This is a genomic window from Halomonas sp. THAF12 (genome assembly GCF_009363675.1).
Taxonomy (GTDB): Bacteria; Pseudomonadota; Gammaproteobacteria; order Pseudomonadales; family Halomonadaceae; genus Halomonas; species Halomonas smyrnensis.
In genome coordinates, this window is record NZ_CP045399.1 from 1,450,892 (window position 1) to 1,472,463 (window position 21,572).

17 protein-coding genes are annotated in these 21,572 nt (G+C 70.6%); 15 read left to right on the forward strand and 2 right to left on the reverse strand.

Features of this window, described 5'->3' with window-relative positions:
* Positions 1–87: 87 nt before the first annotated feature.
* Both FIU88_RS06635 and cysK read left to right on the forward strand, forming a co-directional pair.
* Entirely contained in the window at positions 88–1,122 is a 1,035-nt protein-coding gene (locus FIU88_RS06635; protein ID WP_152478633.1) for a histone deacetylase family protein, read from the forward strand.
* A 24-nt stretch (positions 1,123–1,146) separates the two neighbouring features.
* Positions 1,147–2,118 carry a cysteine synthase A gene (cysK, locus tag FIU88_RS06640; RefSeq protein WP_152478634.1) on the forward strand — a complete coding sequence of 324 codons (972 nt, stop codon included), beginning with the start codon at positions 1,147–1,149 and terminating at the stop codon, positions 2,116–2,118.
* Positions 2,119–2,197: 79 nt separating this feature from the next.
* Here cysK and FIU88_RS06645 read toward each other — a convergent pair whose 3' ends face one another.
* On the reverse strand, positions 2,198–3,235 hold the full coding sequence (locus FIU88_RS06645; RefSeq protein WP_152478635.1) for a sodium:calcium antiporter: 1,038 nt from the start codon (positions 3,233–3,235) through the stop codon (positions 2,198–2,200).
* 135 nt (positions 3,236–3,370) lie between these two features.
* Between FIU88_RS06645 and FIU88_RS06650 the strand changes: the two genes are divergently transcribed.
* The 7 genes from FIU88_RS06650 to FIU88_RS06680 all read left to right on the forward strand — a co-directional run bounded on the left by FIU88_RS06650 (position 3,371) and on the right by FIU88_RS06680 (position 9,153).
* On the forward strand, positions 3,371–3,913 hold the full coding sequence (locus tag FIU88_RS06650) for a hypothetical protein (protein WP_253742774.1): 543 nt from the start codon (positions 3,371–3,373) through the stop codon (positions 3,911–3,913).
* Between the two features lie 101 nt (positions 3,914–4,014).
* Complete coding sequence (gene dnaX, locus FIU88_RS06655; protein WP_152478636.1) at positions 4,015–6,057, forward strand: DNA polymerase III subunit gamma/tau; 2,043 nt, start codon at positions 4,015–4,017, stop codon at positions 6,055–6,057.
* Positions 6,058–6,157: 100 nt separating this feature from the next.
* Positions 6,158–6,484, forward strand: a complete 327-nt coding sequence (locus tag FIU88_RS06660) for a YbaB/EbfC family nucleoid-associated protein (RefSeq protein WP_026068584.1) — start codon at positions 6,158–6,160, stop codon at positions 6,482–6,484.
* An 88-nt stretch (positions 6,485–6,572) separates the two neighbouring features.
* The gene (gene recR, locus FIU88_RS06665) at positions 6,573–7,178 is read left to right on the forward strand and encodes a recombination mediator RecR (protein WP_016856282.1); all 606 of its coding nucleotides are present in this window, start codon (positions 6,573–6,575) and stop codon (positions 7,176–7,178) included.
* Between the two features lie 34 nt (positions 7,179–7,212).
* Positions 7,213–8,340: a ribonuclease D gene (rnd, locus tag FIU88_RS06670; RefSeq protein WP_253742777.1), complete on the forward strand. Its 1,128-nt coding sequence runs from the start codon at positions 7,213–7,215 to the stop codon at positions 8,338–8,340.
* 5 nt (positions 8,341–8,345) lie between these two features.
* Entirely contained in the window at positions 8,346–8,639 is a 294-nt protein-coding gene (locus tag FIU88_RS06675; RefSeq protein WP_035599614.1) for a YcgL domain-containing protein, read from the forward strand.
* A gap of 61 nt (positions 8,640–8,700) precedes the next feature.
* Complete coding sequence (locus FIU88_RS06680; protein WP_152478638.1) at positions 8,701–9,153, forward strand: YcgN family cysteine cluster protein; 453 nt, start codon at positions 8,701–8,703, stop codon at positions 9,151–9,153.
* A 59-nt stretch (positions 9,154–9,212) separates the two neighbouring features.
* Here the strand turns inward: FIU88_RS06680 and FIU88_RS06685 are convergent, their stop codons facing one another.
* Positions 9,213–11,285, reverse strand: a complete 2,073-nt coding sequence (locus tag FIU88_RS06685; RefSeq protein WP_253742779.1) for a S9 family peptidase — start codon at positions 11,283–11,285, stop codon at positions 9,213–9,215.
* 111 nt (positions 11,286–11,396) lie between these two features.
* Here FIU88_RS06685 and FIU88_RS06690 point away from each other — a divergent pair, with 111 nt between their 5' ends.
* From FIU88_RS06690 to FIU88_RS06715, 6 genes are all read left to right on the forward strand, one after another.
* Entirely contained in the window at positions 11,397–11,822 is a 426-nt protein-coding gene (locus FIU88_RS06690; RefSeq protein WP_152478640.1) for a hypothetical protein, read from the forward strand.
* 9 nt (positions 11,823–11,831) lie between these two features.
* Positions 11,832–13,694: a VWA domain-containing protein gene (locus FIU88_RS06695; protein ID WP_152478641.1), complete on the forward strand. Its 1,863-nt coding sequence runs from the start codon at positions 11,832–11,834 to the stop codon at positions 13,692–13,694.
* Positions 13,687–14,472, forward strand: a complete 786-nt coding sequence (locus FIU88_RS06700; protein WP_152478642.1) for a class II glutamine amidotransferase — start codon at positions 13,687–13,689, stop codon at positions 14,470–14,472. Before FIU88_RS06695 ends, FIU88_RS06700 begins: the two co-directional genes overlap by 8 nt.
* Positions 14,473–14,617: 145 nt before the next feature.
* On the forward strand, positions 14,618–16,309 hold the full coding sequence (locus tag FIU88_RS06705) for an AMP-binding protein (RefSeq protein ID WP_152478643.1): 1,692 nt from the start codon (positions 14,618–14,620) through the stop codon (positions 16,307–16,309).
* A gap of 355 nt (positions 16,310–16,664) precedes the next feature.
* A complete protein-coding gene (gene hrpA / locus FIU88_RS06710; RefSeq protein WP_152478644.1) occupies positions 16,665–20,681 on the forward strand; it encodes an ATP-dependent RNA helicase HrpA in 4,017 nt (1,338 codons plus the stop codon).
* 115 nt (positions 20,682–20,796) lie between these two features.
* Positions 20,797–21,570: a VacJ family lipoprotein gene (locus tag FIU88_RS06715; RefSeq protein ID WP_152478645.1), complete on the forward strand. Its 774-nt coding sequence runs from the start codon at positions 20,797–20,799 to the stop codon at positions 21,568–21,570.
* Positions 21,571–21,572: the final 2 nt, after the last annotated feature.

Sequence of the window (21,572 nt, forward strand, 5' to 3'; positions counted from 1 at the left end):
GGAAACGGTCAGGCGCGCGCAACGGATCCGTTGCCGACGGATGCGTCGGGTCGTCGACGGCACCTGATCACGAGGAGCAATGGCGAGATGTTGACCTTCCACAGCGATGACACCGGCCTGCGTCGCGCCCGTACCGAACTCGACGGCGGCGAGCTGGTGGCGCCCTACGAGTGCCCCGAGCGAGTCGAGCTGGTGCTTGAACGGGTGCGCGAGGTGGGCCTCGGCGAGGTGCGCGAGCCCGAGGCCTATGGCCTCGAGCCGGTGCTGGCGGTGCACGACCGCGGCTACGTCGACTTCCTCGCCCGCTGCTGGGACGACTGGCGGGCGGCGGGCAGGCGCGGCGAGGCCATTCCCTCCGTCTGGCCGACCCGGGCCATGCGCGACGACCTCATTCCCGAGCATATCGACGGCCGGCTCGGCTATTACGCGCTGGCCGCCGAGACCTCGATCTGCGCGGGTACCTTCGAGGCCGCCATGGCCAGCAAGGACATCGCGCTCTCGGCCGTTTCCCGCACCCTGACCAGCGGCGAGCCCTGCTTCGGGCTGTGCCGGCCGCCGGGCCACCACGCCGCCAGCGACCAGTTCGGCGGCTACTGCTTCTTCAACAACGCCGCCATCGCCGCCCAGCATGCGCTGGACAGCGGCAAGAGGCGCGTGGCGGTGCTGGACGTCGACTTCCACCACGGCAACGGCACCCAGCAGATCTTCTACGAGCGCGACGACGTGCTGTTCGCCTCGCTGCACGGCGACCCGCGCAGCTGCTTCCCCTACTTCCTGGGCCACGCCGACGAGACCGGCGGCGGGGCGGGGGAGGGCTTCAATCTCAACTATCCGATGGCGCCGGGGACGGCCTTCGATGCCTGGTCCCGGGCGCTCGACGATGCCCTGGCGCGCATTCGCGAGGCCGGCTGCGAGCTGCTGGTGGTCTCGCTCGGCGTCGACGCCTTCGAGCACGACCCCATCAGCGCCTTCAGGCTCACCAGCGACGACTTCACCGAGCTCGGCCGGCGACTGGCCGGCGCGGGGCTGCCCACGACCTTCCTGCTCGAGGGCGGCTATGCGGTCAAGGAAATCGGCATCAATGCCGTCAACGTGCTGGCCGGCTTCGACGCCGCCCGTTAACACGCCCATCACAAGGAACGATTCATGGCACGCATCTACGACGACAATTCCCGCTCGATCGGCAACACCCCGCTGGTCCGGCTCAACCGGGTCAGCGAGGGGGCCACGATCTGGGCCAAGATCGAGGGCCGCAACCCGGCCTACTCGGTGAAGTGCCGCATCGGTGCGGCGATGATCTGGGACGCCGAGGAGCGCGGCGTGCTCAAGCCCGGGATGCGCATCGTCGAGCCCACCAGCGGCAACACCGGCATCGCCCTGGCCTTCGTCGCCGCGGCCCGCGGCTATCCGCTGGTGCTGACCATGCCGGCCTCCATGAGCCTCGAGCGGCGCAAGGTGCTCAAGGCGCTGGGCGCCGAGCTGGTGCTGACCGAGCCCGCCAAGGGCATGGCCGGTGCCATCGCCAAGGCCAAGGAGCTGGCCGAGGCCGAGCCGGAGACCTACTTCCTGCCGCAGCAGTTCGAGAACCCGGCCAACCCGCGCATCCACGAGACCACCACCGGCCCCGAGATCTGGCAAGACACCGACGGCGAAGTGGACGTCTTCGTCGCCGGCGTGGGCACCGGCGGCACCCTCACCGGCGTCTCGCGCTACATCAAGCAGACCCAGGGCAAGGCCATCACCAGCGTGGCGGTGGAGCCGGTCGACTCGCCGGTGATCGCCCAGACCCGCGACGGCCAGGCGCCGACGCCTGCGCCGCACAAGATCCAGGGCATCGGCGCCGGCTTCGTGCCCGCCAATCTCGATCTGTCGCTGGTCGACCGCATCGAGGCCGTGGGCAACGACGAGGCCATGGAGATGGCGCACCGGCTGATGCAGGAAGAAGGCATCCTGTGCGGCATCTCCTGCGGCGCCGCCGTGGCCGCCGCGGTGCGCATCGGGCGTGACCCGGCCTTCGCCGGCAAGAACATCGTCGTGATCCTGCCGGACAGCGCCGAGCGCTATCTCTCCTCGCCGCTGTTCGCCGGCCACTTCGGCGAGCTGGAAAACCAGCCGTAAGTCGCGTTTCCCGCCCCGTTCCCGGCGGCCGCCCGGCCGCCGGGAATGCTCTCGTCCTCAAGCGCCGCCGCGGCGCTCCCTACGCCCGTGGTGGCGGCAGGCTCGGCACCAGGTCGACCACCCCGAAGGTCTCCATCCCGATCCATATCAGGAAGCCGGCGTAGAGCCCCAGCAGGGCCACGCATTCGCGCTTCGTCAGCACCATGCCGGTGCGCATCATCAGGAACAGCGCCACCGTGGCGGCGGTGAGCACCGCCATCATCGGCGCGGCGATGGAGAAGTTGACCATGGCGGTGCCGGCGATCAGCACGCCGGCCGGGATGCACACCAGCAGGTCGAAGGTGTTGCTGCCCAGCACGTTGGCGATGCTGGTGACGCCGCGACCCTGGCGGGCGGCGCGGATCGAGACGAAGGCGTCGGGAATCGAGGTGCCGGCGGCGACCACGGTGATGCCCCACAGGAAGCTCGGGGTGTCGAAGATGTCGCCGAACGCGATCGCCGCGCGGACCAGCCCCTCCACGCCGATCACGATCACCGCCAGCGACAGCGCCAGCCGGGCCCATTCGCGTCCCGGGCGCACGTCGCCGGCGTCGACCTCGCTTTCGTGGTCGAGGGTGTCCTGGTACTGCACGAACAGGTAGAGCCCGTAGAGCGCCACCGGCATCAGCGCCAGCCCGCGGGTCATCTCGCCGCTGATGGCGCCGCCCGTCGCCTCGACGGGGTGATAGATGGCGGCGAAGGCGAAGGTCAGGGTCAGCACCGCCACCGCGATCATGTAGAACTGGGCTTCCTTGTAGACCAGGTCGCGGTTGGCCCTCAGCGGGTGGCGACTGGCCAGGCCGGAGACGGCGGGAATCACCAGGATGTTGAACAGCGCCGAGCCGACGATCGCCGCCACGCCGAGCTCGAACTCGCCGTGCACCAGGGTGGAGATCACCGTGGTGGAGAGCTCCGGAAAGCTCGAGCCCACGGCCACCACGATGGCGCCCTGGACGATGTCCGGCAGACGGTAGTGGGCCGCCAGCCGCTCGCTGCTGGTTTCCAGCAGGCCGCTGCCACGCCAGACGATGGCGGTGGCCACCACGGCCACGAGACTCCAGATCAGAATGGCGGGCATCGCAGGCGTCCCTTCCTTGAATGACGAGTGTCCAGCCTAACAGCCCCTCGCCGCCGATAGCATATCGGGAATAGCTGATATTAATGTCGCCATCGCCGATCGGCAGGATAGCGCCTTTCCGATAGGGAGGGGTGCATGCAACGTCTTGTCTTGGCAGGTTTTATTGCGCTGGCTCTGGCCGGTTTTCCGGGCCTGGCCGGCGCCGCGGTGATCGGCAGCTGGAACCTCGAGCATCTGGGCTGGAACAACGACAAGCGGCTCGATCGGGTGGTCCGGGTGGCCGGGCGATTCGACCTGCTGGCGGTGCAGGAGCTGATGGACGACGAGGCGCTGACGCGGCTGGAGCGCGAGCTCGAGGCCGTGTCCGGCGAGGACTGGTCGTCGATGGCCAGCCACGCGGTGGGGCGCGGCCGCTACCGGGAGCACTACGGTTTCCTGTGGCGGCCGGCTGCATCGACCTCAACGCCAGTTCCGTCGCCTCGCTGGAGCAGCTGCCGCACATCGGCCCGGCCCACGCCGAGGCCATCGTGGCCGGTCGCCCCTGGTCGGGCAGCGGCGAGCTCATGCGCCTCGACGGCATCGCCGCCGGACGCCTCGCCGACATCCGCGACAGCGGCCGGCTGTGCGGCGGCTGACTCGCTTAGGCCCACGCTTTGCGCCCGGGCCGCCACCCGGTAGAATGTCGGCATCTCTTCAAGCCCGTCGGTCGGCGATTCGCGCACCGGCGGGGCTTTCGTGTTCGGCTGCCCGCCAGCCCAGCCGCAAGGATTCCGAGCTGCATGAGCTATCAGGTTCTGGCCCGCAAGTGGCGGCCGCGTACCTTCCATGAACTGGTCGGCCAGGAGCATGTCCAGCGCGCGCTGGTCAATGCCCTGGACCAGGGCCGGCTGCATCACGCCTACCTGTTCACCGGCACCCGTGGCGTCGGCAAGACCACCCTGGCGCGCATCCTCGCCAAGTGCCTGAACTGCACCGCGGGCGGGCAGGGCGACGAGGGCGTGACCTCCACGCCCTGCGGCCAGTGCCCCAGCTGCGAGGCCATCGACGACGGGCGCTTCGTCGACCTGATCGAGGTCGATGCCGCCTCGCGCACCAAGGTCGAGGACACCCGCGAGCTGCTCGACAACGTGCAGTACGCGCCGACCCAGGGCCGCTACAAGGTGTACCTCATCGATGAGGTGCACATGCTCTCCACCAGCAGCTTCAACGCGCTGCTGAAGACCCTGGAAGAGCCGCCGCCCCACGTGAAGTTCCTGCTGGCCACCACCGATCCGCAGAAACTGCCCCCCACGGTGCTGTCGCGCTGCCTGCAGTTCACCCTCAAGCACATGCCGCCGGAGCGCATCGTCGGCCACCTGTCCAAGGTGCTCGAGGCCGAGTCGGTCTCCTTCGAGGAGAGCGCGCTGTGGCTGCTCGGCAAGGCCGCCGAGGGCTCCATGCGCGACGCCATGAGTCTGACCGACCAGGCGATCGCCTTCGGCCAGGGCGAGGTGCGCCACGCCGACGTGGCGGCGATGCTCGGCACCCTCGACCATCGCCACGTGCTGGCGCTGCTCGAGGCCATGGCCGAGGTCGACGCCGCCCGGGTGCTGGCCGAGGTCGCCGCCCTGGCCGAGCAGGGCCCGGACTTCGCCGGCGTGCTCGACGACGTCACCGGGGTGCTGCACCGCCTGGCCGTGGCGCAGATGGTGCCCGACGCCCTGGACAACGGCCACGGCGATCGCGAGACGCTGCTGGCGCTGGCCGCGCGCTTCACCGCCGAGGACATCCAGCTCTACTACCAGATCGGCATCCAGGGTCGCGGCGACATGGCCCACGCGCCCGACCTGCGCACCGCCCTGGAGATGACCCTGCTGCGCATGCTGGCCTTCCGCCCCCAGGGCGTGCCGAAGCCGGCCCAGACGCCGCTGCCCATGCGCGGAGGCGGTGACGGCGGCGCGCCCGCGGCCGGCGGCGCCGGGTCGTCGGGGAGCGGCGATCAGGCGGCCAGCGCCGCTCAAGCACCGAGTGCGGCGCCTGGCGCCGCGGCATCGCAGCCGGCGGCCGAAGCCGCCCCGGCCCCCGCGCCGACGCCTGAACCGGCCCCGGCACCAGCGCCGGCCGAGTCCGCCGCGTCGCCGGCACCGGCCGAGGCCCCCGCTGCCCCGCAGCCGGCTCCCGAGGCCGCGCCGGAACCCGCGCCGTCCGCGGTCGCGGCAGCCGAGCCGACCCCCGAGCCGCCGCCGTGGATCCTGGACGAGCCGGCCGCGTCGGCGCCGGCCGAGCCCGAACCGGCCCCCGTGGCCGAGGCGCCGGCGCCACAGACCGAACCGCAGCCTGAACCCCGGCCCGAGCCGGTCGCGGCTCCCGAGCCGGAGCCGGAGCCCGAACCGCAGGCCGCCCCCGTCGAGGTGCCGGCCGCCGCCGACGCCGCCCCGGGCGAGCTGAGCCATGCCGAATGGCTGGCGCGCTTCGACGCCCTGGGCCTGTCGGGGCTGACGCGCAACCTGGCGGCCCATTGTGTGGTCGAAGCCGACGACGGCGACGCCCTGACGCTGCGGCTGGATCCGTCCCAGGCGGCGATGCAGGCCGACGTCCATGTCGAGCGTATCCGCGAGGCGCTGGCCGGGGCCGGCTTCGCGCGGCGCCTGACCATCGCCGACGGGCCGCTGCCCGAGGGCGTCGAGACGCCGCGCCAGCGCGCCGACCGCCTGGCCGCCGAGCGCCACGCCGAGGCGGTGGCCGCGCTGCAGGCCGATCCCCAGGTACAGAAGATCCAGCAGGCCTTCGGCGCCCGGCTGATCGAGACCACGGTGAAGCCCGCCGAGGCGGCGCGTCACTGAACGGACGCGCACGTCACGCGTCGGAAGGGGTAGCACCGACCGTACACGACACCGGCCGCCCGGGCGGCCGGACCGAACATCCAATCGAGAGGACGTCACCATGATGAAAGGTGGAATGGGCAACCTGATGAAGCAGGCCCAGGAAATGCAGGAGAAGATGCAGAAGGCCCAGGAAGAGGTCGCCAAGGCCGAGGTTCACGGCGAGGCCGGGGCCGGCATGATCAAGATCACCATGAACGGCCGCCACGACGTGCTCAAGGTCGACATCGACCCGAGCGTCATGGAAGAGGACAAGGAACTGCTCGAGGACCTGCTGGCCGCCGCCGTGAACGACGCCGTGCGCAAGGTCGAGGCCAACTCCAAGGAGATGATGGAAGGCGCCACCTCCGGCCTGAACCTGCCGCCGGGCTTCAAGATGCCGTTCTGAGGCGCCTCGCCGGAACGCAACGACGAGAGATGAGCGCCCGCGTGGCGCTCATCTCGTCCCATGACGAGACGCGAGTCCTGAACGACCCATGAGCTTTTCCCCCCTGGTCGAACGGCTGATGGAGGCCTTCCGGGTGCTCCCCGGCGTAGGCCCCAAGACCGCCCAGCGCATGGCCATGCATCTGCTCGAGCGCGACCGCGACGGCGGCCGGCGGCTGGTCGAGTCGCTCGGCACGGCCCTCGAGTCGGTCGGCTACTGTCGTCGCTGCCGCACCCTCACCGAGGAGGAGCTGTGCGGCATCTGCGAAAGCCCACGCCGCGACGACGGCGTGCTGTGCGTGGTCGAATCCCCGGCCGACCAGCTGGCCATCGAGGAGGCCGGCGGCTATCAGGGCCGCTACTTCGTGCTGCACGGCCATCTGTCGCCGCTGGACGGCGTCGGGCCCGAGGACATCGGCCTCGACCAGCTGGAGGCGCGGGTCGCCGAGGCCGGCGTCGAGGAGGTGATCCTGGCCACCAATCCCACGGTGGAAGGGGAGGCCACGGCCCACTACATCGCCTCCCAGCTCGCGCCGCAGGGGCTCAAGCTCTCGCGCCTGGCCTATGGCGTGCCCATGGGCGGCGAACTCGAATACGTCGACGGCGGTACCCTGAGCCGGGCCTTCAACGGCCGGTTGCCCTTCCAGGGCGAATGATCGCCGTCCCATCCCTGCCATGCCGGATGACCGCATGTCCCTGACACCCGAGATCCGCTGGATCGACACTCCCGAGGCGCTGGACGCCGCCTGCGCCGAGGTGGCCGAGGCCGATGTCCTGGCCCTGGATACCGAATTCTTCCGCGAGCGCACCTTCCACCCGGTGCCGGCGCTGATCCAGTTCTGCGCCGGCGGGCCGGCCTATCTGGTCGATCCCCAGGAGGTCGCCTGCACCGAGCGCTTCCGCCGCCTGCTCGCCGAGGGGCCGCTGAAGCTGCTACACGCCTCCAGCGAGGACCTCGAAGTCTTCGCCCACTGGGCCGGCGTGCCCATCGCGCCGCTGGTGGACACCCAGATCGCCCAGGCGCTGCTCGGCGAGGTGACCTCCATGGGCTACCAGAAGCTGGTCGAGTACTGGGTGGGCGAGACTCTGCCCAAGGACGAGACCCGCTCCAACTGGCTCGAGCGCCCGCTCTCCGACGCCCAGAAGACCTATGCGGCGCTGGACGTGGTCTATCTGCTGGACGTCTGGGCGCACCAGCGCGAGTCCCTGGAGCGCCACGGCCGCCTGGAATGGCTCGAGGAAGACTGCGCCGCCCTGACCGACCAGGCCTCGCGCAGCGACGAGGCCGACGGCCAGTGGTACCTGCGCCAGCGCAACCTGTGGCGCCTGGGTCCGCGCCAGATCGAGGCCTATCGCCTGATGACCACCTGGCGCGAGGGCGAGGTGCGTCGCCGCGACCTGCCGCGCAGCTGGCTGGTCAGCGACAAGCTGCTGTTCGCCATCGCCGAACGGCTGCCCGAGAATCGCTATGAGCTGGCCGCGGTGGAGGGCATCAAGCCGCCGCTGGTCAAGCGCGAGGGCGACGTCCTGCTGGCGCTGGTCAAGGAGGCGCGCCTGCTCGACGAGGCCGAGCTGCCGTCGGTGCCGCTGTCGCCCTTGTCGCCGGCCTTCAAGCGCTGCCTGAAGGCGATGAAGAAGGTGGTGAATCTCGAGGCCGAGTCCCTGGGCCTGGCCCCCGAGATGCTGATGCGCCGCCGTGACCTGGAGGCCCTGGCCAGCGCCCGGCTGCGCGGCCGCCCGCTGCCGCTGCCCGTCGGCTGGCGCGGCGAGCGCCTGGCCGACGCCCTGGAGAGCGCCCTGAACGAGGTCCCCGCATGACCACCATGAACGGCAAGCTGCTGTGCGAGGTCTTCAAGAGCTCGCGCAAGGACGAGATGTATCTGTACGTGGACAAGCGCCGCGGCCTCGAGGACGTGCCCGAGGCGCTGCTCGAGCGCTTCGGCAAGCCGGTCTCGGCGCTGACGCTGATCCTCACGCCCGAGAAGCCGCTGGCCCGCACCCGCGGCGCCGAGGTGATGGCGGCCATCGAGGAGAAGGGGTTCTATCTGCAGATGCCGCCGGCCAAGGAGGACTATCTGCTGGATCTTTATCGCACGCCGACAGAAGCCCGTTACTAGTCTGAAGCATGGGCACAAGGGGCCTGCCTGAAGGGCTCCCCGTGAACGACACGAGAGACGAATGACCATGCGTGAAAGGTTCTGGGAGCGCTTCCCGCTGGAAGAGCTGACCGATGAAGAGTGGGAGGCGCTGTGCGACGGCTGTGGCCAGTGCTGCCTGCTCAAGTTCCAGGACGACGAGGGCGACCTGGCGGTACTCAACGTGGCCTGCGAGCTGCTCGACATCGAGGGCTGCCGCTGCAGCGACTACGCCAACCGCTTCGAGAAGGTGCCGGACTGCCAGCAGCTCACCGTCGAGCGCATCGAGGCGTTTCGCTGGCTGCCCAAGTCCTGCGCCTACCGGCGCTTGGCCGAGGGGCGCAAGCTCGCCGGCTGGCATCCGCTGATCTCGGGCGACCCCGAGCGGGTGCACCGCAAGGGCATCAGCGTGCGCAGCTTCGCGGTGTCCCAGTCCGAGGTGCCCGAGGAGGAGCTTGAGGACCATATCATCGCCATCCTCCCCATTGACGGCTAGAACGAAGAAGGCGGCCTCTCGGCCGCCTTCTTCATTGCTGCGCCCGATGTTCTCTCCGCTCAGGCCTCCCGCGTCTCCAGCCCCAGCGCCCACAGGATGAAGGCATCCTGGCGGGCGTTGTCGTGCCAGCCCTTGAAGCGACCGGAGGCGCCGCCGTGGCCGGCCTCTAGGTCGGTACGCAGCAGCGTGGGGTGGTCGCTGCCGTCCACGCCGTGGGTCTCGGCCAGCTCGCTCAGGCGGGCGTAGAGCTTGGCCGGCTCCCAGTAGGGCACCCGGGTGTCGTGCCAGCTGCCCTGCAGGAACACCGGCGGCCAGGGCCGCTCGGGCAGGTTGTCCAGCGGCGAGTAGTCGCGGATGCGGCTGCGCGCGGCGGGCTCGCGGGGGTCGCCCCATTCGCTGTACTCGGCGGTGGTCAGCGGCAGGTCGGGATTCTCCATGGTGCGCAGCACGTCGACGAAGGGCACGTCGAGCACCGCGGCGCAAAAGCGCTCCGGCGACAGGTTGAGGCTGGCGCCGACCAGCAGCCCGCCGGCGCTGGCGCCGTAGGCGACGATGCGCTCGCCGTCGCTGACGCCCTGTTCGACCAGGGCGTCGCGGGCGGCCAGGAAGTCGTGGAAGCTGTTGGCCTTGTGCTCGAGCTTGCCGCTCAGGTACCAGGGCTCGCCGCGGTCGCCGCCGCCGCGCACGTGGGCCACGGCGAAGGCCGCGCCCCGTGCCAGCAGCTCCAGGCGGGCCACCGAGAACCAGGGGTCGAGCGTCTCGCCGTAGGCGCCGTAGCCGTAGAGCAGGGTGGGGAGCGGATGGCCGGCCAGGTCGGCGCGCATCACCACCGAGACCGGCACGCGCTCGCCGTCGTGGGAGGTCGCCCACAGCCGCTCGCAGGTCAGCTGGTCGGGGCGCAGGTCGCCGTGCACCGGCTGCTGCTTGAGGCGACGACGCTCGCCGCTGTCCAGGTCGAGCTCGGTCCAGGTCACCGGCAGGGTGAAGGATTCCTCGCGCAGCCGCAGGCGGCGCTCGTCGAAGTGCGGGGCGTCGGCGAGCCCCAGGCTGCAGGGCGTTTCGGGCAGCGGCAGGCGCTCGTCGCGCCGCACGGCGTGATCGGCGTCGAGCTCGATCACCCTCAGGCAGACCTGGGCCTGCTGATGGTCACGCTCGCTGGCCACCAGCCCCCAGCTGAAGGCATCGATGCCCTCGAGGGTGGTGTCCTGGCGGTGCTCGATCAGGCGCTCGGGCTCGCCCTGCGGGTCGGCCTCGTCGACCCGGTCGAGGCAGAAGTGCGGGGCCTCGCGGTTGTGCAGCACGTAGAAGTGGCCGGGGCGGTGATCGACGCCGTACTCCACGCCGCGCTCGCGGGGGCGGAACAGCCTCGGCGCCGTGGCCGGCGCGGCCGCCGGAACCAGGTGGACCTCGCTGGTGTCCTTGGAGGCGGACTCCAGCATCAGCCACTCGCGCGAGCGGGTCTTGCCGAGCCCCAGCCAGAATTCCGGGTCGTCCTCGCGCAGCATCAGCGCGGGCTCGTCGGCGCTCGGCGTGGCGCCGAGGGTCAGCGGCAGCCGCCAGATGCTCTCGGGGCGCTGGGTGGCGTCATAGCGCGTGAACAGCAGGGTGGCGCCGTCCTCGGCCCAGCACAGTTCGGGGCCGATCTCCTCGAGCAGCGCCAGCGGCTCGCCGTCCGGCAGCCGCTTGAGCCACAGGGTGAAGATCTCGTCGCCCTGGGTATCCTCGCTCCAGGCCATCCAGCACTCGTCCGGCGACAGCGACATGTCGCCGACCTCGAAGAAGGCGTGGTCGGCGGCGCGGCGCTGCAGGTCGAAGAACGGCTCGCGGCGCTCGGGCTCGCCGTTGGGATGGCGCCACCAGACCGGATGGTCGGCGTCCACCGCGGTCTCGCTCCACACCGTGAAGTGGTCGAGCGCCGTGGGCAGGCCGTGCACGGCCAGCTCACGGCGGGCCAGATGGCCGTGGTAGAGGCGCTCGGTGAGGTCGTCCAGGGGCGCGAACCAGGCCTGGGAGTGAGCATTGGCGGCCTCGAGGAAGGCCGTCACCTGCGGGTCGTCGCGCTGCTCCAGCCAGTGCCAGTCGGGGTCTTCGGCGCGCCGGAATCCGGCGGTCGGATGGGGGGCGTCGGTCATGTTCGTCTGGCCTGGGGCACGTGGCGGCTGTGCTTTCATGGTGCGGGATGTACCATACTCGGAGTGAATTCAACGGGGTGCGTCTTTCGACGCCGCAATGACGAGGTACCGATGCTGCTTTCGGATTCGATGTCTCTACTATGGCTGACCTATGCCGTGCTGTCTCTGGTGGTGCTCGGCACCGGCTATCTGGGGCTGGCCTTTCTGCCGCGACTGCCGCGGCTGGTGATCACCTGGGCCGTGGCCGGGGTGATGTGGGTGCCGGCCAGCTTCCAGCTGCCGCTGACCACCGGGGACGGCGTCTATAACGGGTTCGCGCCCGCGGTGGTGGTCGCCGGGCTGGCGTTTCTCTCCCACGACGGCGGTGCCATGCTGCCGGCGCTGATGCTGGTGGCCGTGGCGGCCGGCCTGGGCGCGCTGGTGGGCCTGCTGTTGTGGCGTCGCGGACGCCACTCGGCCGCTCGTCAGGCGCAGGAGGGCGAGGACAAGGGCCGCCAGGACGGCGGTGAGGCGCGACGCGAGCCGATGATCGGCTAAGGACGTTCGATGCAAAGGGGAAATCCCGGCGCCCGGGGCGCGGTGCGCCTCGTGTGGCTGATGGCGCTGTGCCTGATCGGGCTCGGCGCGAGTTCGTCTCACGCCCAGGACCAGGACCGGACCGAGCCTCGGGCCGGGCAGGAGCAGGACGACGTGCGGGCGGTGGTCGACGTGTCGGGCAGCATGAAGAGCCACGACCCCGACCGCCTGGCCGAGAGCGCCATGGGGCTGCTGGTCTCGCTGCTGCCGGAGAGCGCCAGCGCCGGCGTCTGGACCTTCGGCGAGCGGGTCGACAATCCGCTGCCGCTGGGCCGCGTCGAGGCCGGCTGGCGCGAGCGCGCGCTGTCCCTGCCGCCGTCGCGGCGCGACCAGCAGTACACCGATATCGAGGCCGCGCTGCGCCAGGCCGCGAACGGCGAGGCCAACGGCGGGCTGCACCTGATCCTGATGACCGACGGCGTCATCGATCTGCCGCCGGGCCGCGGCGACAAGCCGGCCATCGATCGCGCCTCGCGCCGGCGCATCGTCGAGGAGCTGGCCCCCGAGCTGGCCGCGCAGGGGGTGACGGTGCATGCCATCGCCTTCTCCGACGAGGCCGACCTGGCGCTGATCGAGCGGCTGGCCCAGCGTACCGGGGGCCTGGCCACCCGGGTCGATTCCGCGGAAGGGCTGATGGGCGCCTTCCTCGATATCTTCGAGCGCATCTTCCCCGCCGACCGCCTGCCGCTGGACGACGACGGTGGCTTCGTGGTCGATCAGGGCGTGGATCGGCTCTCGGCGCTGATCTTCCATGATCCCGAGGCCGAGCCGCTGACGCTGATCGGCCCCGACGGCACCCGCTATCGGGCCGATTCGGCCCCGGAGGGGGCGAACTGGCAGGTCGAGCCGCGCTTCGACCTGGTCCGCATCCCCGAGCCCGAGGCGGGGCAGTGGCGCCTCGAGGGGCCGGTGGACGACGGCAGCCGCATCAGCATCAGTGGCCCCTGGCGGCTGCGCATCGGGTCGCTGCCGGCGACGCTGTATCGCGGCTTCCCGGTGCCGGTCGAGGCCTGGCTGGAGGCGGAGCGCGAGGCGCCGCCCCTGCCGGGCAACCTGACGCTGGAGGTGTCGCTGGCGTTGCCGGACGGCGAGGCGCAGTCCACGGTGACCCTGACCGCCGACGATCAGGGCCGCTTCCAGGGCGAGCTGCCGGCGCCGGCGTTGACCGGCAACGCCCAGCTGGTGGTGCGTGCCTCCGGCGACGGCTTCACCCGCCAGCGCCGCCAGGCGGTCAACGTGCTGCCGTCCATCGGCGCGGTGCATGATCCGGCCGGGGGCCGCGTGGTGCTGGCCGCCGAGCATCCGCGCCTGAATCGCGACAACACCGAGATCCGCGGCGCGCTGGCCGGCGAGGCGCTCGAGGCCGAGCCGGTCGGCGAGACGCGCTGGACGATGGCGCTGCCCGAGCTCGATCCGGATCTCCGCCAGCCGCTGACCCTGAGCGCCCGCGTCACCCTGGACGGCGAGACCCGCGAACTGAGCCTGCCGCGGCTGATGCTCAACCCCGACGCCCGGGTCGGCATCGCCGGGGTCGACGCCGGCCCGACGCTGTCCGCCGAGCGCTTCGGCGATGCCGGCGAGGCCGCCGCCCCCGAGGCCGAGCCGAGCCTCGCCGATCGCCTCGTCGAGGGCGTCAACGACCTGCCGGCCAGGCTGCGCCTGGCCTGGCAGGAGGGCTGGCCCGGGCTGGTCGAGCGGGTCCGCGGCTGGTCGCAGGGGCCGATGTTCTGGATTCTGCTGGTGCTGACCATCGGTCTGGTGATGCTGCGCCTGCTGTGGCGCCATACCAGCCGTTCCGCTTCCACCCGCGAGCGCAGGGATCCGCATGTGTGAATTGCTGGGCATGAGCGCCAACGTGCCGACCGACATCTGCTTCAGCTTCGCCGGCTTCCTGACCCGCGGCGGCGGCACCGGGCCGCACCGCGACGGCTGGGGCATCGCCTTCTACGAGGCCGGCGGCTATCGCGACTTCCGCGACCCGCACCCCTCGGTGCATTCGCCCATCGCCCGGCTGATCTGCGACTACCCGATCAAGTCACACATCGTGATCAGCCACATCCGGCAGGCCAACGTCGGCCAGGTGCGCCTGGCCAACACCCATCCCTTCACCCGGGAAATGTGGGGGCAGCCCTGGTGCTATGCGCACAACGGCCAGCTCGCCGGCTGGGAGGACCTGGCGCTGTCGTTCTACCGGCCGGTGGGCGGCACCGACAGCGAGCACGCCTTCTGCTGGCTGATGGGCGAGCTGCGCCGGGCCTTCCCCGAACCGCCGGACGATCGCCAGGCGCTTTGGGCGCACCTGCACGGGCTGTGCGAGCGGCTGCGCGGGCTCGGCGTCTTCAACCTGCTGCTGGCCGACGGCGAGTACCTCTACACCTACTGCACCACCAAGCTGGCGCACATCACTCGCCGTGCGCCGTTCGGCCAGGCCAGCCTTTCCGACGCCGAGATGGCGGTGAACTTCGCCGAGCACACCACGCCCGACGACGTGGTCTCGGTGATCGCCACCGAGCCGCTGACCGACAACGAGGAGTGGGTGCGCATGGTGCCCGGCGAGCTGCTGGTGTGGCGTGACGGCGCGATTCAGGGGCGCTTCACCGCACAGGGATGAACGAAGGTTTAAAACATAAGTTTAAATCCTGTATTCCCAGATCGGCAGCGACTGGGATAGGGTGGGGCACAGCCGCAGTGCCATGACAGCGCTAATATAACAACAGGGCGCGATCCCGCAGGGTCGCCACAGCCTGGAGAATGCCATGAGCGAGCACGCCACGCCCGCCGTCCTCAGCGGCCCCGAGCTAGAGGGCCGCGACGACTACGCCTCGGTGATGGAGGTCTTCCACGCCGCCATCGAGCGCTTCGCCGACAAGCCCGCCTTCACCTGCATGGGGCGGACCCTGGACTATCGCGACCTCGATCGCCTGTCCGCCGACTTCGCCGCCTGGCTGCAGCACGAGGCCGGGCTCGAGCCCGGCGACCGCATCGCCATCCAGCTGCCCAATCTGCTGCAGTTCCCGGTGGCGGTGTTCGGCGCGCTGCGCGCCGGCCTGGTGGTGGTCAACACCAATCCGCTCTACACCGAGCGGGAGATGGCCCATCAATTCAAGGATTCCGGCGCCCGGGCCATCGTCATCCTGGCCAACATGGCGGCCAAGCTCGAGGCTATCCTCGGCGACACCGATATCGAGCGGGTGGTGGTGACCGAGATCGCCGACCTGCATCCTTTCCCCAAGCGGCCGCTGATCAACGCCGCGGTGAAGTACGTCAAGAAGATGGTGCCGGCCTATCGGCTGCCCGGGGCGACGCGCCTGCGTGATGCGCTCGCGCGCGGTGCGCGCCTCGAGCATCGCGAGGTCGGCCGCGGCCGCGACGACATCGCCGCCCTGCAGTACACCGGCGGCACCACGGGGCGGGCCAAGGGCACCATGCTGACTCACGGCAACCTGGTGGCCAACATGCTCCAGGCGCGCCAGGCGATCGGCCCGGGGCTCGCCGAGGGGGCCGAGACCATCGTCGCGCCGCTGCCCGTCTATCACATCTACACCTTCACGGTGAACTGCCTGTTCATGATGGAGACCGGCAACCACTCGGTGCTGATTCCCAATCCCCGCGACCTGGAGGGCTTCGTCAAGACGCTGAAGACGGTGCACTTCACCGGCTTCGTGGGGCTCAACACCCTGTTCAATGCCCTGTGCCAGCGCGAGGACTTCCGGCGCCTCGATTTCTCCGCCCTTCACCTGACTATCTCCGGCGGCATGGCCTTGACCAGCGCCGTGGCCCAGCGTTGGCAGGAGGTCACCGGCTGCCCCGTCGCCGAGGGCTATGGCCTCACCGAGACCTCGCCGATCGTCAGCTTCAACCCCATCGACGACATCCGGCTCGGCACCATCGGCCGTCCGGTGGCCGGCACTCGGGTCAAGGTCATCGACCTGGACGGCAACGACCTGCCGCTGGGCGAGCCCGGCGAACTGTGCGTCAAGGGGCCCCAGGTGATGAAGGGCTACTGGAACCGCGAGGAGGATACCGGCGCCTCCCTCGATGCCGAGGGCTGGTTCCGCACCGGCGACGTGGCGGTCTTCGACGACGACGGCTACATCCGCATCGTCGATCGCAAGAAGGACATGATCCTGGTCTCGGGCTTCAACGTGTATCCCAACGAGATCGAGGACGTGGTGGCGCATCATCCCGGGGTGGTGGAGTCGGCCGTCGTGGGCGTGCCCGACGAGGACAGTGGCGAGGCCATCAAGCTGTACGTGGTGGCCAGCGACCCCGACCTGGACGCCGCGACCCTGCGCACCTGGTGCAAGAAGAAGTTGACCGGCTACAAGGTGCCGCGCCACGTGGAGTTTCGTGACGAGCTGCCCAAGACGAACGTGGGGAAAGTCCTGCGCCGCCAGCTTCGCGACGAGGCGCAAGGCGACGCGAAGGAGGAGGGCGAGGCCTCCTAGGGCAGCTCGGCTGCCCAAGACCCGATCATGTTCAGGAAGGTCCTGCGCCGCCAGCTTCGCGACGAGGCGCAAGGCGAAGCGAAGGAGGAGGGCGAGGCCTCCTAGGGCGGCTCGGCTGCCCAAGACCCGATCATGTTCAGGAAGGTCCTGCGCCGCCAGCTTCGCGACGAGGCGCAAGGCGATGCGAAGGAGGAGGGCGAAGAGGAGGAGGGCGAACCCTCCTGATCCAGGGGGCATGAGGGTCGATTAGCCCCCGACTGGTTCGCGGCGTTACAATGGCCGGCTCGCATCGCGCGACCGATGCGAGCCGTCCTGCCGTCCCGCCCGTTCGATCACCGGAGCCTTCGAGTCCATCGTGAGTACCCTGACCCAAGCCCCCGACGCGCCCGAATCCGATGTTGCCGCCCTGGAGGCCCTCAGGGGCGAACTCGACGGCGTGCAGCTGCGCGACGCGCCCCGCCTGGGCAAGCGCCTCGCCGGCCTGACCCGGCGCTGCCGCCAGGGCAAGCCGGTGGACCGCGGGCTCGCCGAGCTGCGCCGCGAGGTCGAGCGTTCCCGTGCCCGGGTCGAGGCCCGCGCCTCGCGCCCGGTAACACTGTCCTATCCCGAGGAGCTGCCGGTCGCCGAACGCCGCGAGGACATCCTCGAGGCGCTGCGCGACCACCAGGTCGTGGTGGTGGCCGGCGAGACGGGCTCGGGCAAGACCACCCAGCTGCCCAAGCTGTGCCTTGAGCTCGGCCTCGGCCGGCGCGGGCTGATCGGCCACACCCAGCCGCGCCGGCTGGCGGCCCGCTCGGTGGCCACGCGCCTGGCCGAAGAGATGGAGGTGCCGCTGGGCGAGCAGGTCGGCTACCAGGTTCGCTTCACCGACCACACCGACGATGCCACCCAGGTCAAGCTGATGACCGACGGCATCCTGCTGGCCGAGACCCGGCACGATCCCGACCTCACGCGCTACGAGGCGATCATCATCGACGAGGCCCACGAGCGCAGCCTCAACATCGACTTCCTGCTCGGCTATCTCAAGCGCCTGCTCGACCGTCGCCCGGACCTCAAGGTGATCATCACCTCGGCGACCATCGACGTGGAGCGCTTCGCCGAGCACTTCGCCCTGGCGGGCGAGGACGGCACCCGGCGCCCGGCGCCGGTGGTCGAGGTCTCCGGCCGCACCTATCCGGTGGAGGTGCGCTACCGGCCGCTGACCCGCGAGGCCGAGGACGAGGAAGACCGCACCCTGCAGGAGGGCATCCTGCACGCGGTGGAGGAGATCCAGGCCGCCGAGCGCGAGAAGGGCTGGCTGCACGGCCCCCGCGACATCCTGGTGTTCCTGCCCGGCGAGCGCGAGATCCGCGAGGCCGCCGACACCCTGCGCCGCGCCGAGCTGCGCGACACCGAGATCCTGCCGCTCTACGCCCGGCTCTCCAACGCCGAGCAGAATCGCGTCTTCGCCCCGCACCGCGGGCGGCGCATCGTGCTCTCGACCAACGTCGCCGAGACCTCGCTCACCGTGCCGGGCATCCGCTACGTGATCGACCCGGGCCTGGTGCGCATCAGCCGCTACAGCTACCGGGCCAAGATCCAGCGCCTGCCGGTGGAGGCGGTCAGCCAGGCCAGCGCCGACCAGCGCAAGGGCCGCTGCGGCCGCGTGGCCGAGGGCCTGTGCATCCGCCTCTACGACGAGGAGGACTACCTCGGCCGCCCCGAATTCACCGATCCCGAGATCCGGCGCACCAACCTGGCCTCGGTGATCCTGTCGATGCTGTCGCTCAAGCTCGGCAGCATCGAGGCCTTCCCCTTCGTCGATCCGCCCGACTCGCGCTTCGTCACCGACGGCTTCCGGCTGCTGTTCGAGCTCGGCGCGGTGGACGAGGGCCAGCGCATCACGCCGCTCGGGCGCAAGCTCGCCCGCCTGCCCATCGATCCGCGCCTGGCCCGCATGCTGCTGGCCGGCGCCGAGCAGGGCGGCCTGCGCGAGGTGCTGGTGGTGGTCTCGGCGCTGGCCATCCAGGACCCGCGGGACCGCCCGGCCGAGAAGCGCCAGGCCGCCGACCAGGCCCATCGCCGCTGGCAGGACCCGGACTCCGACTTCGTCGACCTCGTGAACCTGTGGCACGGCTTCGAGGCCGCCCGCGAGGAGCTCTCCGGCAATCGCCTGCGCCGCTGGTGCAAGGACAACTACCTCAACTACCTGCGGCTGCGCGAGTGGCACGACACCTTCCGCCAGCTGCGCCAGCTGCTGCGCGACATGGACATCGAGGTGCCCGCGCCGGCGCCGCTGCCGGCCGAGGACGACGACGGCGAGGCGGCGAAGAAGGCCCGCCGCGAGAGCGCCGTGCGCCTGCACCAGGCGCTGCTGCCGGGGCTGCTCTCGCACCTCGGCCAGCTGCTGGAGAACCGCGAGTACCAGGGCGCGCGCAACCGCAAGTTCATGATTCACCCAGGCTCTGGGCTTTCCAAGAAGACGCCCAAGTGGGTGATGGCCTTCGAGCTGGTCGAGACCTCGAAGCTGTTCGCCCGCACCGTGGCCAGGATCGATCCGGCCTGGATCGAGCCGCTGGCCGGCCACCTGGTCAAGCGCAGCTACAGCGAGCCGCACTGGGAGATGAAGCGCGCCCAGGTGGTGGCCTTCGAGCAGGTCACGCTGTTCGGCCTGGCGATCGTCAGCCGGCGCCGGGTGCACTACGGCCCGATCGCGCCGGCGGAGTCCCGCGAGCTGTTCATCCGCCGCGCGCTGGTGGAGGGCGAGTTCAAGACCCGCGGGGCGTTCTTCGCCCACAACCGCGCGCTGGTCGAGGAGGTCGAGGACCTCGAGGATCGCGCCCGCAAGCGCGACATCCTGGTCGACGAGGAGGCGCTGTTCGACTTCTACGATGCGCGCATTCCCGAGGACATCGTCAACGGCAAGGGCTTCGAGGCCTGGCGCAAGCAGGCCGAGCGCGACGACCCGGACGTGCTCAAGTTCGACCGCGCCGCGCTGCTGGCCCGGGAGGCCGAGGAGGTCACCCAGGCCGACTACCCGGACGAGCTGGCACTGAACGGCGTGCGCTATCCGCTGAGCTACCATTTCGCCCCCGGCGCCGAGGACGACGGCGTGACCCTGACGGTGCCGGCGGCGATGCTGCCGCAGCTGCCGGAGGGCCGCCTGGAGTGGCTGGTGCCGGGGCTTTTGCGCGAGAAGTGCATCGCGCTGCTCAAGTCGCTGCCCAAGTCGATCCGCCGCCAGGTGGTGCCGATTCCCGACTGGGTCGACGCCGCCCTCAAGGCCATGACGCCGGACGACGTGCCGCTCACCGAGTCGCTGGGCGAGTTCCTGCGGGTCAAGACCGGCGTGCGGCTGGCGCCCGACGACTGGCGGGTCGACCAGCTCGAACCGCACCTGATCATGAACCTGCGGGTGGTCGACCACGAGGGCCGCGAGCTCGGCCAGGGACGCGACATCCGCGCCCTGGAGCAGCGCTTCGAGGCCGCGGCCGGGGAGGGGGCCCGCGCGCTGGCCCAGGAAACCAGCGAGGCGGACGCGCTGGAGACCCTGCCCGAGGCGCCGCTCCCGGAGTCCCGCGTCACCACCCAGGCCGGCATCCGCGTCGAGGCCTATCCGGCGGTGGTGCCGGAGGACGAAAGCCTGCGGGTCGAGCTGTTCGACCATCCCGACAAGGCCCGCGAGGCCCATCGTCGCGGCGTGGTGCGCGCCGCCATGGCGCGGCTGCCGGACCAGGTGCGCGCCATCGAGCGCCTGCCCGGCCTGCAGCCCTGCGCGCTGCTGTTCGCCAAGGTGGGCAGCAAGCGCCAGCTGGCCGAGGACCTGGTCAGCGCGGTCTTCCAGCAGGTGGTGGCGGTCGACCCGCTGCCGCGCTCCCGCGACGAGCTGGAGGCGCGGCTGGCCGAGACCCGCGACGCCCTGGTGCCCCACGCCGAGGAACGCCTCGGCATCCTCAAGCAGGCGCTTCAGGGCCATCTGGCGGTGACCAAGGCGTTGAAGGGCAACCTGAACCTTTCGCTGGCGCTGGTATACAGTGACCTCAAGGCCCAGATGCAGCGCCTGGTGCATCCCGGCTTCGTCACCGAGGCCGGCGACTGGCTGGCCGAGTATCCGCGCTACATGGAGGCCGCCCAGATCCGCCTGGAGAAGGCCCCCCGCGAGCGCATGCGCGACCAGATGCACATGCAGTCGGTGCAGGACTTCGAGGCGCGGCTGGCGTCCCGGCGCGAGAGCGAGCGTCGCGGTGGCGTCGAGGACCCGGCGCTGGTCGAGTTCGGCTGGTGGATCGAGGAGCTGCGCGTGTCGCTGTTCGCCCAGCAGCTGGGCACCCGGATGCCGGTCTCGGAGAAGCGCCTCGAGAAGCACTGGAAGGAACTCACCGGGCGAGCCTGAGGGCCCCGGGCTGGAGTGTTGCGGCGCCGCGGGCTACAGTGCCCGCAGCGTCGTGGACGAGCGATAATGATCGATGATGGACACCAGAATGACGCGTAGGGAGACCGTGCGAGCCATGATTCCGACATTCCCCGGCCGCCGGGCCGGCCAAGGCCTGGCGGCGATGTGCGCCCTGTCACTGCTGACGGGCTGCGCCACCACCTCGGGCGTCGATGACGCCAATCCGGACGATCCCTGGGAGGGCTTCAACCGCGGGGTGTTCGCCTTCAACGACACGATCGATCGCTATGCGCTCAAGCCGGTGGCCCAGGGCTACCGCTTCGTGACGCCGGACCCGGTGCAGACCGGCGTCGGCAACTTCTTCTCGAACCTCGGCGAGATCAGCAACACGGTCAACAGCCTGCTGCAGGCCAAGCCGGCCAATGCCGGCATCTCCGGCGGGCGCTTTCTGATCAACTCCACGGTGGGCGTGCTGGGCTTCTTCGACGTCGCCTCGCACCTGGACCTGGTCGGCCGCGAGGAAGACTTCGGCCAGACCCTGGCCGTCTGGGGCGTGGGCGAGGGGCCCTATCTGGTGCTGCCGCTGCTGGGCCCGAGCACCGTGCGGGCCACCGCCGGCATGCCGGTGGACTGGTACACCGACCCGCTGACCTACGTCGAGGAAGACGAGATTCGCTACGGGCTGCGCGGGCTGGACGTGGTCGATACCCGCGCCGGGCTGCTCGACCAGGAGCAGCTGATCCGCGGCGATCGCTACAGCTTCATCCGCGACAGCTGGCTGCAGCGTCGGCGCTTCGAGGTCAACGACGGCGAGGCCGGGGAAGACCCCTTCGCCAGCGACGACTTCGATTTCGACGACGCCGACTTCGATGATGCCTTCGCCGAGTGAGG

Coding starts and splice junctions, on each gene's coding strand:
- FIU88_RS06635 (WP_152478633.1), top strand. CDS start 88: ATGTTGACCTTCCACAGCGATGACACCGGCCTGCGTCGCGCCCGTACC.
- FIU88_RS06695 (WP_152478641.1), top strand. CDS start 11,832: ATGCAAAGGGGAAATCCCGGCGCCCGGGGCGCGGTGCGCCTCGTGTGG.
- cysK (WP_152478634.1), top strand. CDS start 1,147: ATGGCACGCATCTACGACGACAATTCCCGCTCGATCGGCAACACCCCG.
- FIU88_RS06680 (WP_152478638.1), top strand. CDS start 8,701: ATGACCATGCGTGAAAGGTTCTGGGAGCGCTTCCCGCTGGAAGAGCTG.
- FIU88_RS06700 (WP_152478642.1), top strand. CDS start 13,687: ATGTGTGAATTGCTGGGCATGAGCGCCAACGTGCCGACCGACATCTGC.
- FIU88_RS06715 (WP_152478645.1), top strand. CDS start 20,797: ATGATTCCGACATTCCCCGGCCGCCGGGCCGGCCAAGGCCTGGCGGCG.
- FIU88_RS06685 (WP_253742779.1), bottom strand. CDS start 11,285: ATGACCGACGCCCCCCATCCGACCGCCGGATTCCGGCGCGCCGAAGAC.
- dnaX (WP_152478636.1), top strand. CDS start 4,015: ATGAGCTATCAGGTTCTGGCCCGCAAGTGGCGGCCGCGTACCTTCCAT.
- recR (WP_016856282.1), top strand. CDS start 6,573: ATGAGCTTTTCCCCCCTGGTCGAACGGCTGATGGAGGCCTTCCGGGTG.
- FIU88_RS06660 (WP_026068584.1), top strand. CDS start 6,158: ATGATGAAAGGTGGAATGGGCAACCTGATGAAGCAGGCCCAGGAAATG.
- FIU88_RS06675 (WP_035599614.1), top strand. CDS start 8,346: ATGAACGGCAAGCTGCTGTGCGAGGTCTTCAAGAGCTCGCGCAAGGAC.
- FIU88_RS06650 (WP_253742774.1), top strand. CDS start 3,371: ATGCAACGTCTTGTCTTGGCAGGTTTTATTGCGCTGGCTCTGGCCGGT.
- rnd (WP_253742777.1), top strand. CDS start 7,213: ATGTCCCTGACACCCGAGATCCGCTGGATCGACACTCCCGAGGCGCTG.
- FIU88_RS06690 (WP_152478640.1), top strand. CDS start 11,397: ATGCTGCTTTCGGATTCGATGTCTCTACTATGGCTGACCTATGCCGTG.
- FIU88_RS06645 (WP_152478635.1), bottom strand. CDS start 3,235: ATGCCCGCCATTCTGATCTGGAGTCTCGTGGCCGTGGTGGCCACCGCC.
- FIU88_RS06705 (WP_152478643.1), top strand. CDS start 14,618: ATGAGCGAGCACGCCACGCCCGCCGTCCTCAGCGGCCCCGAGCTAGAG.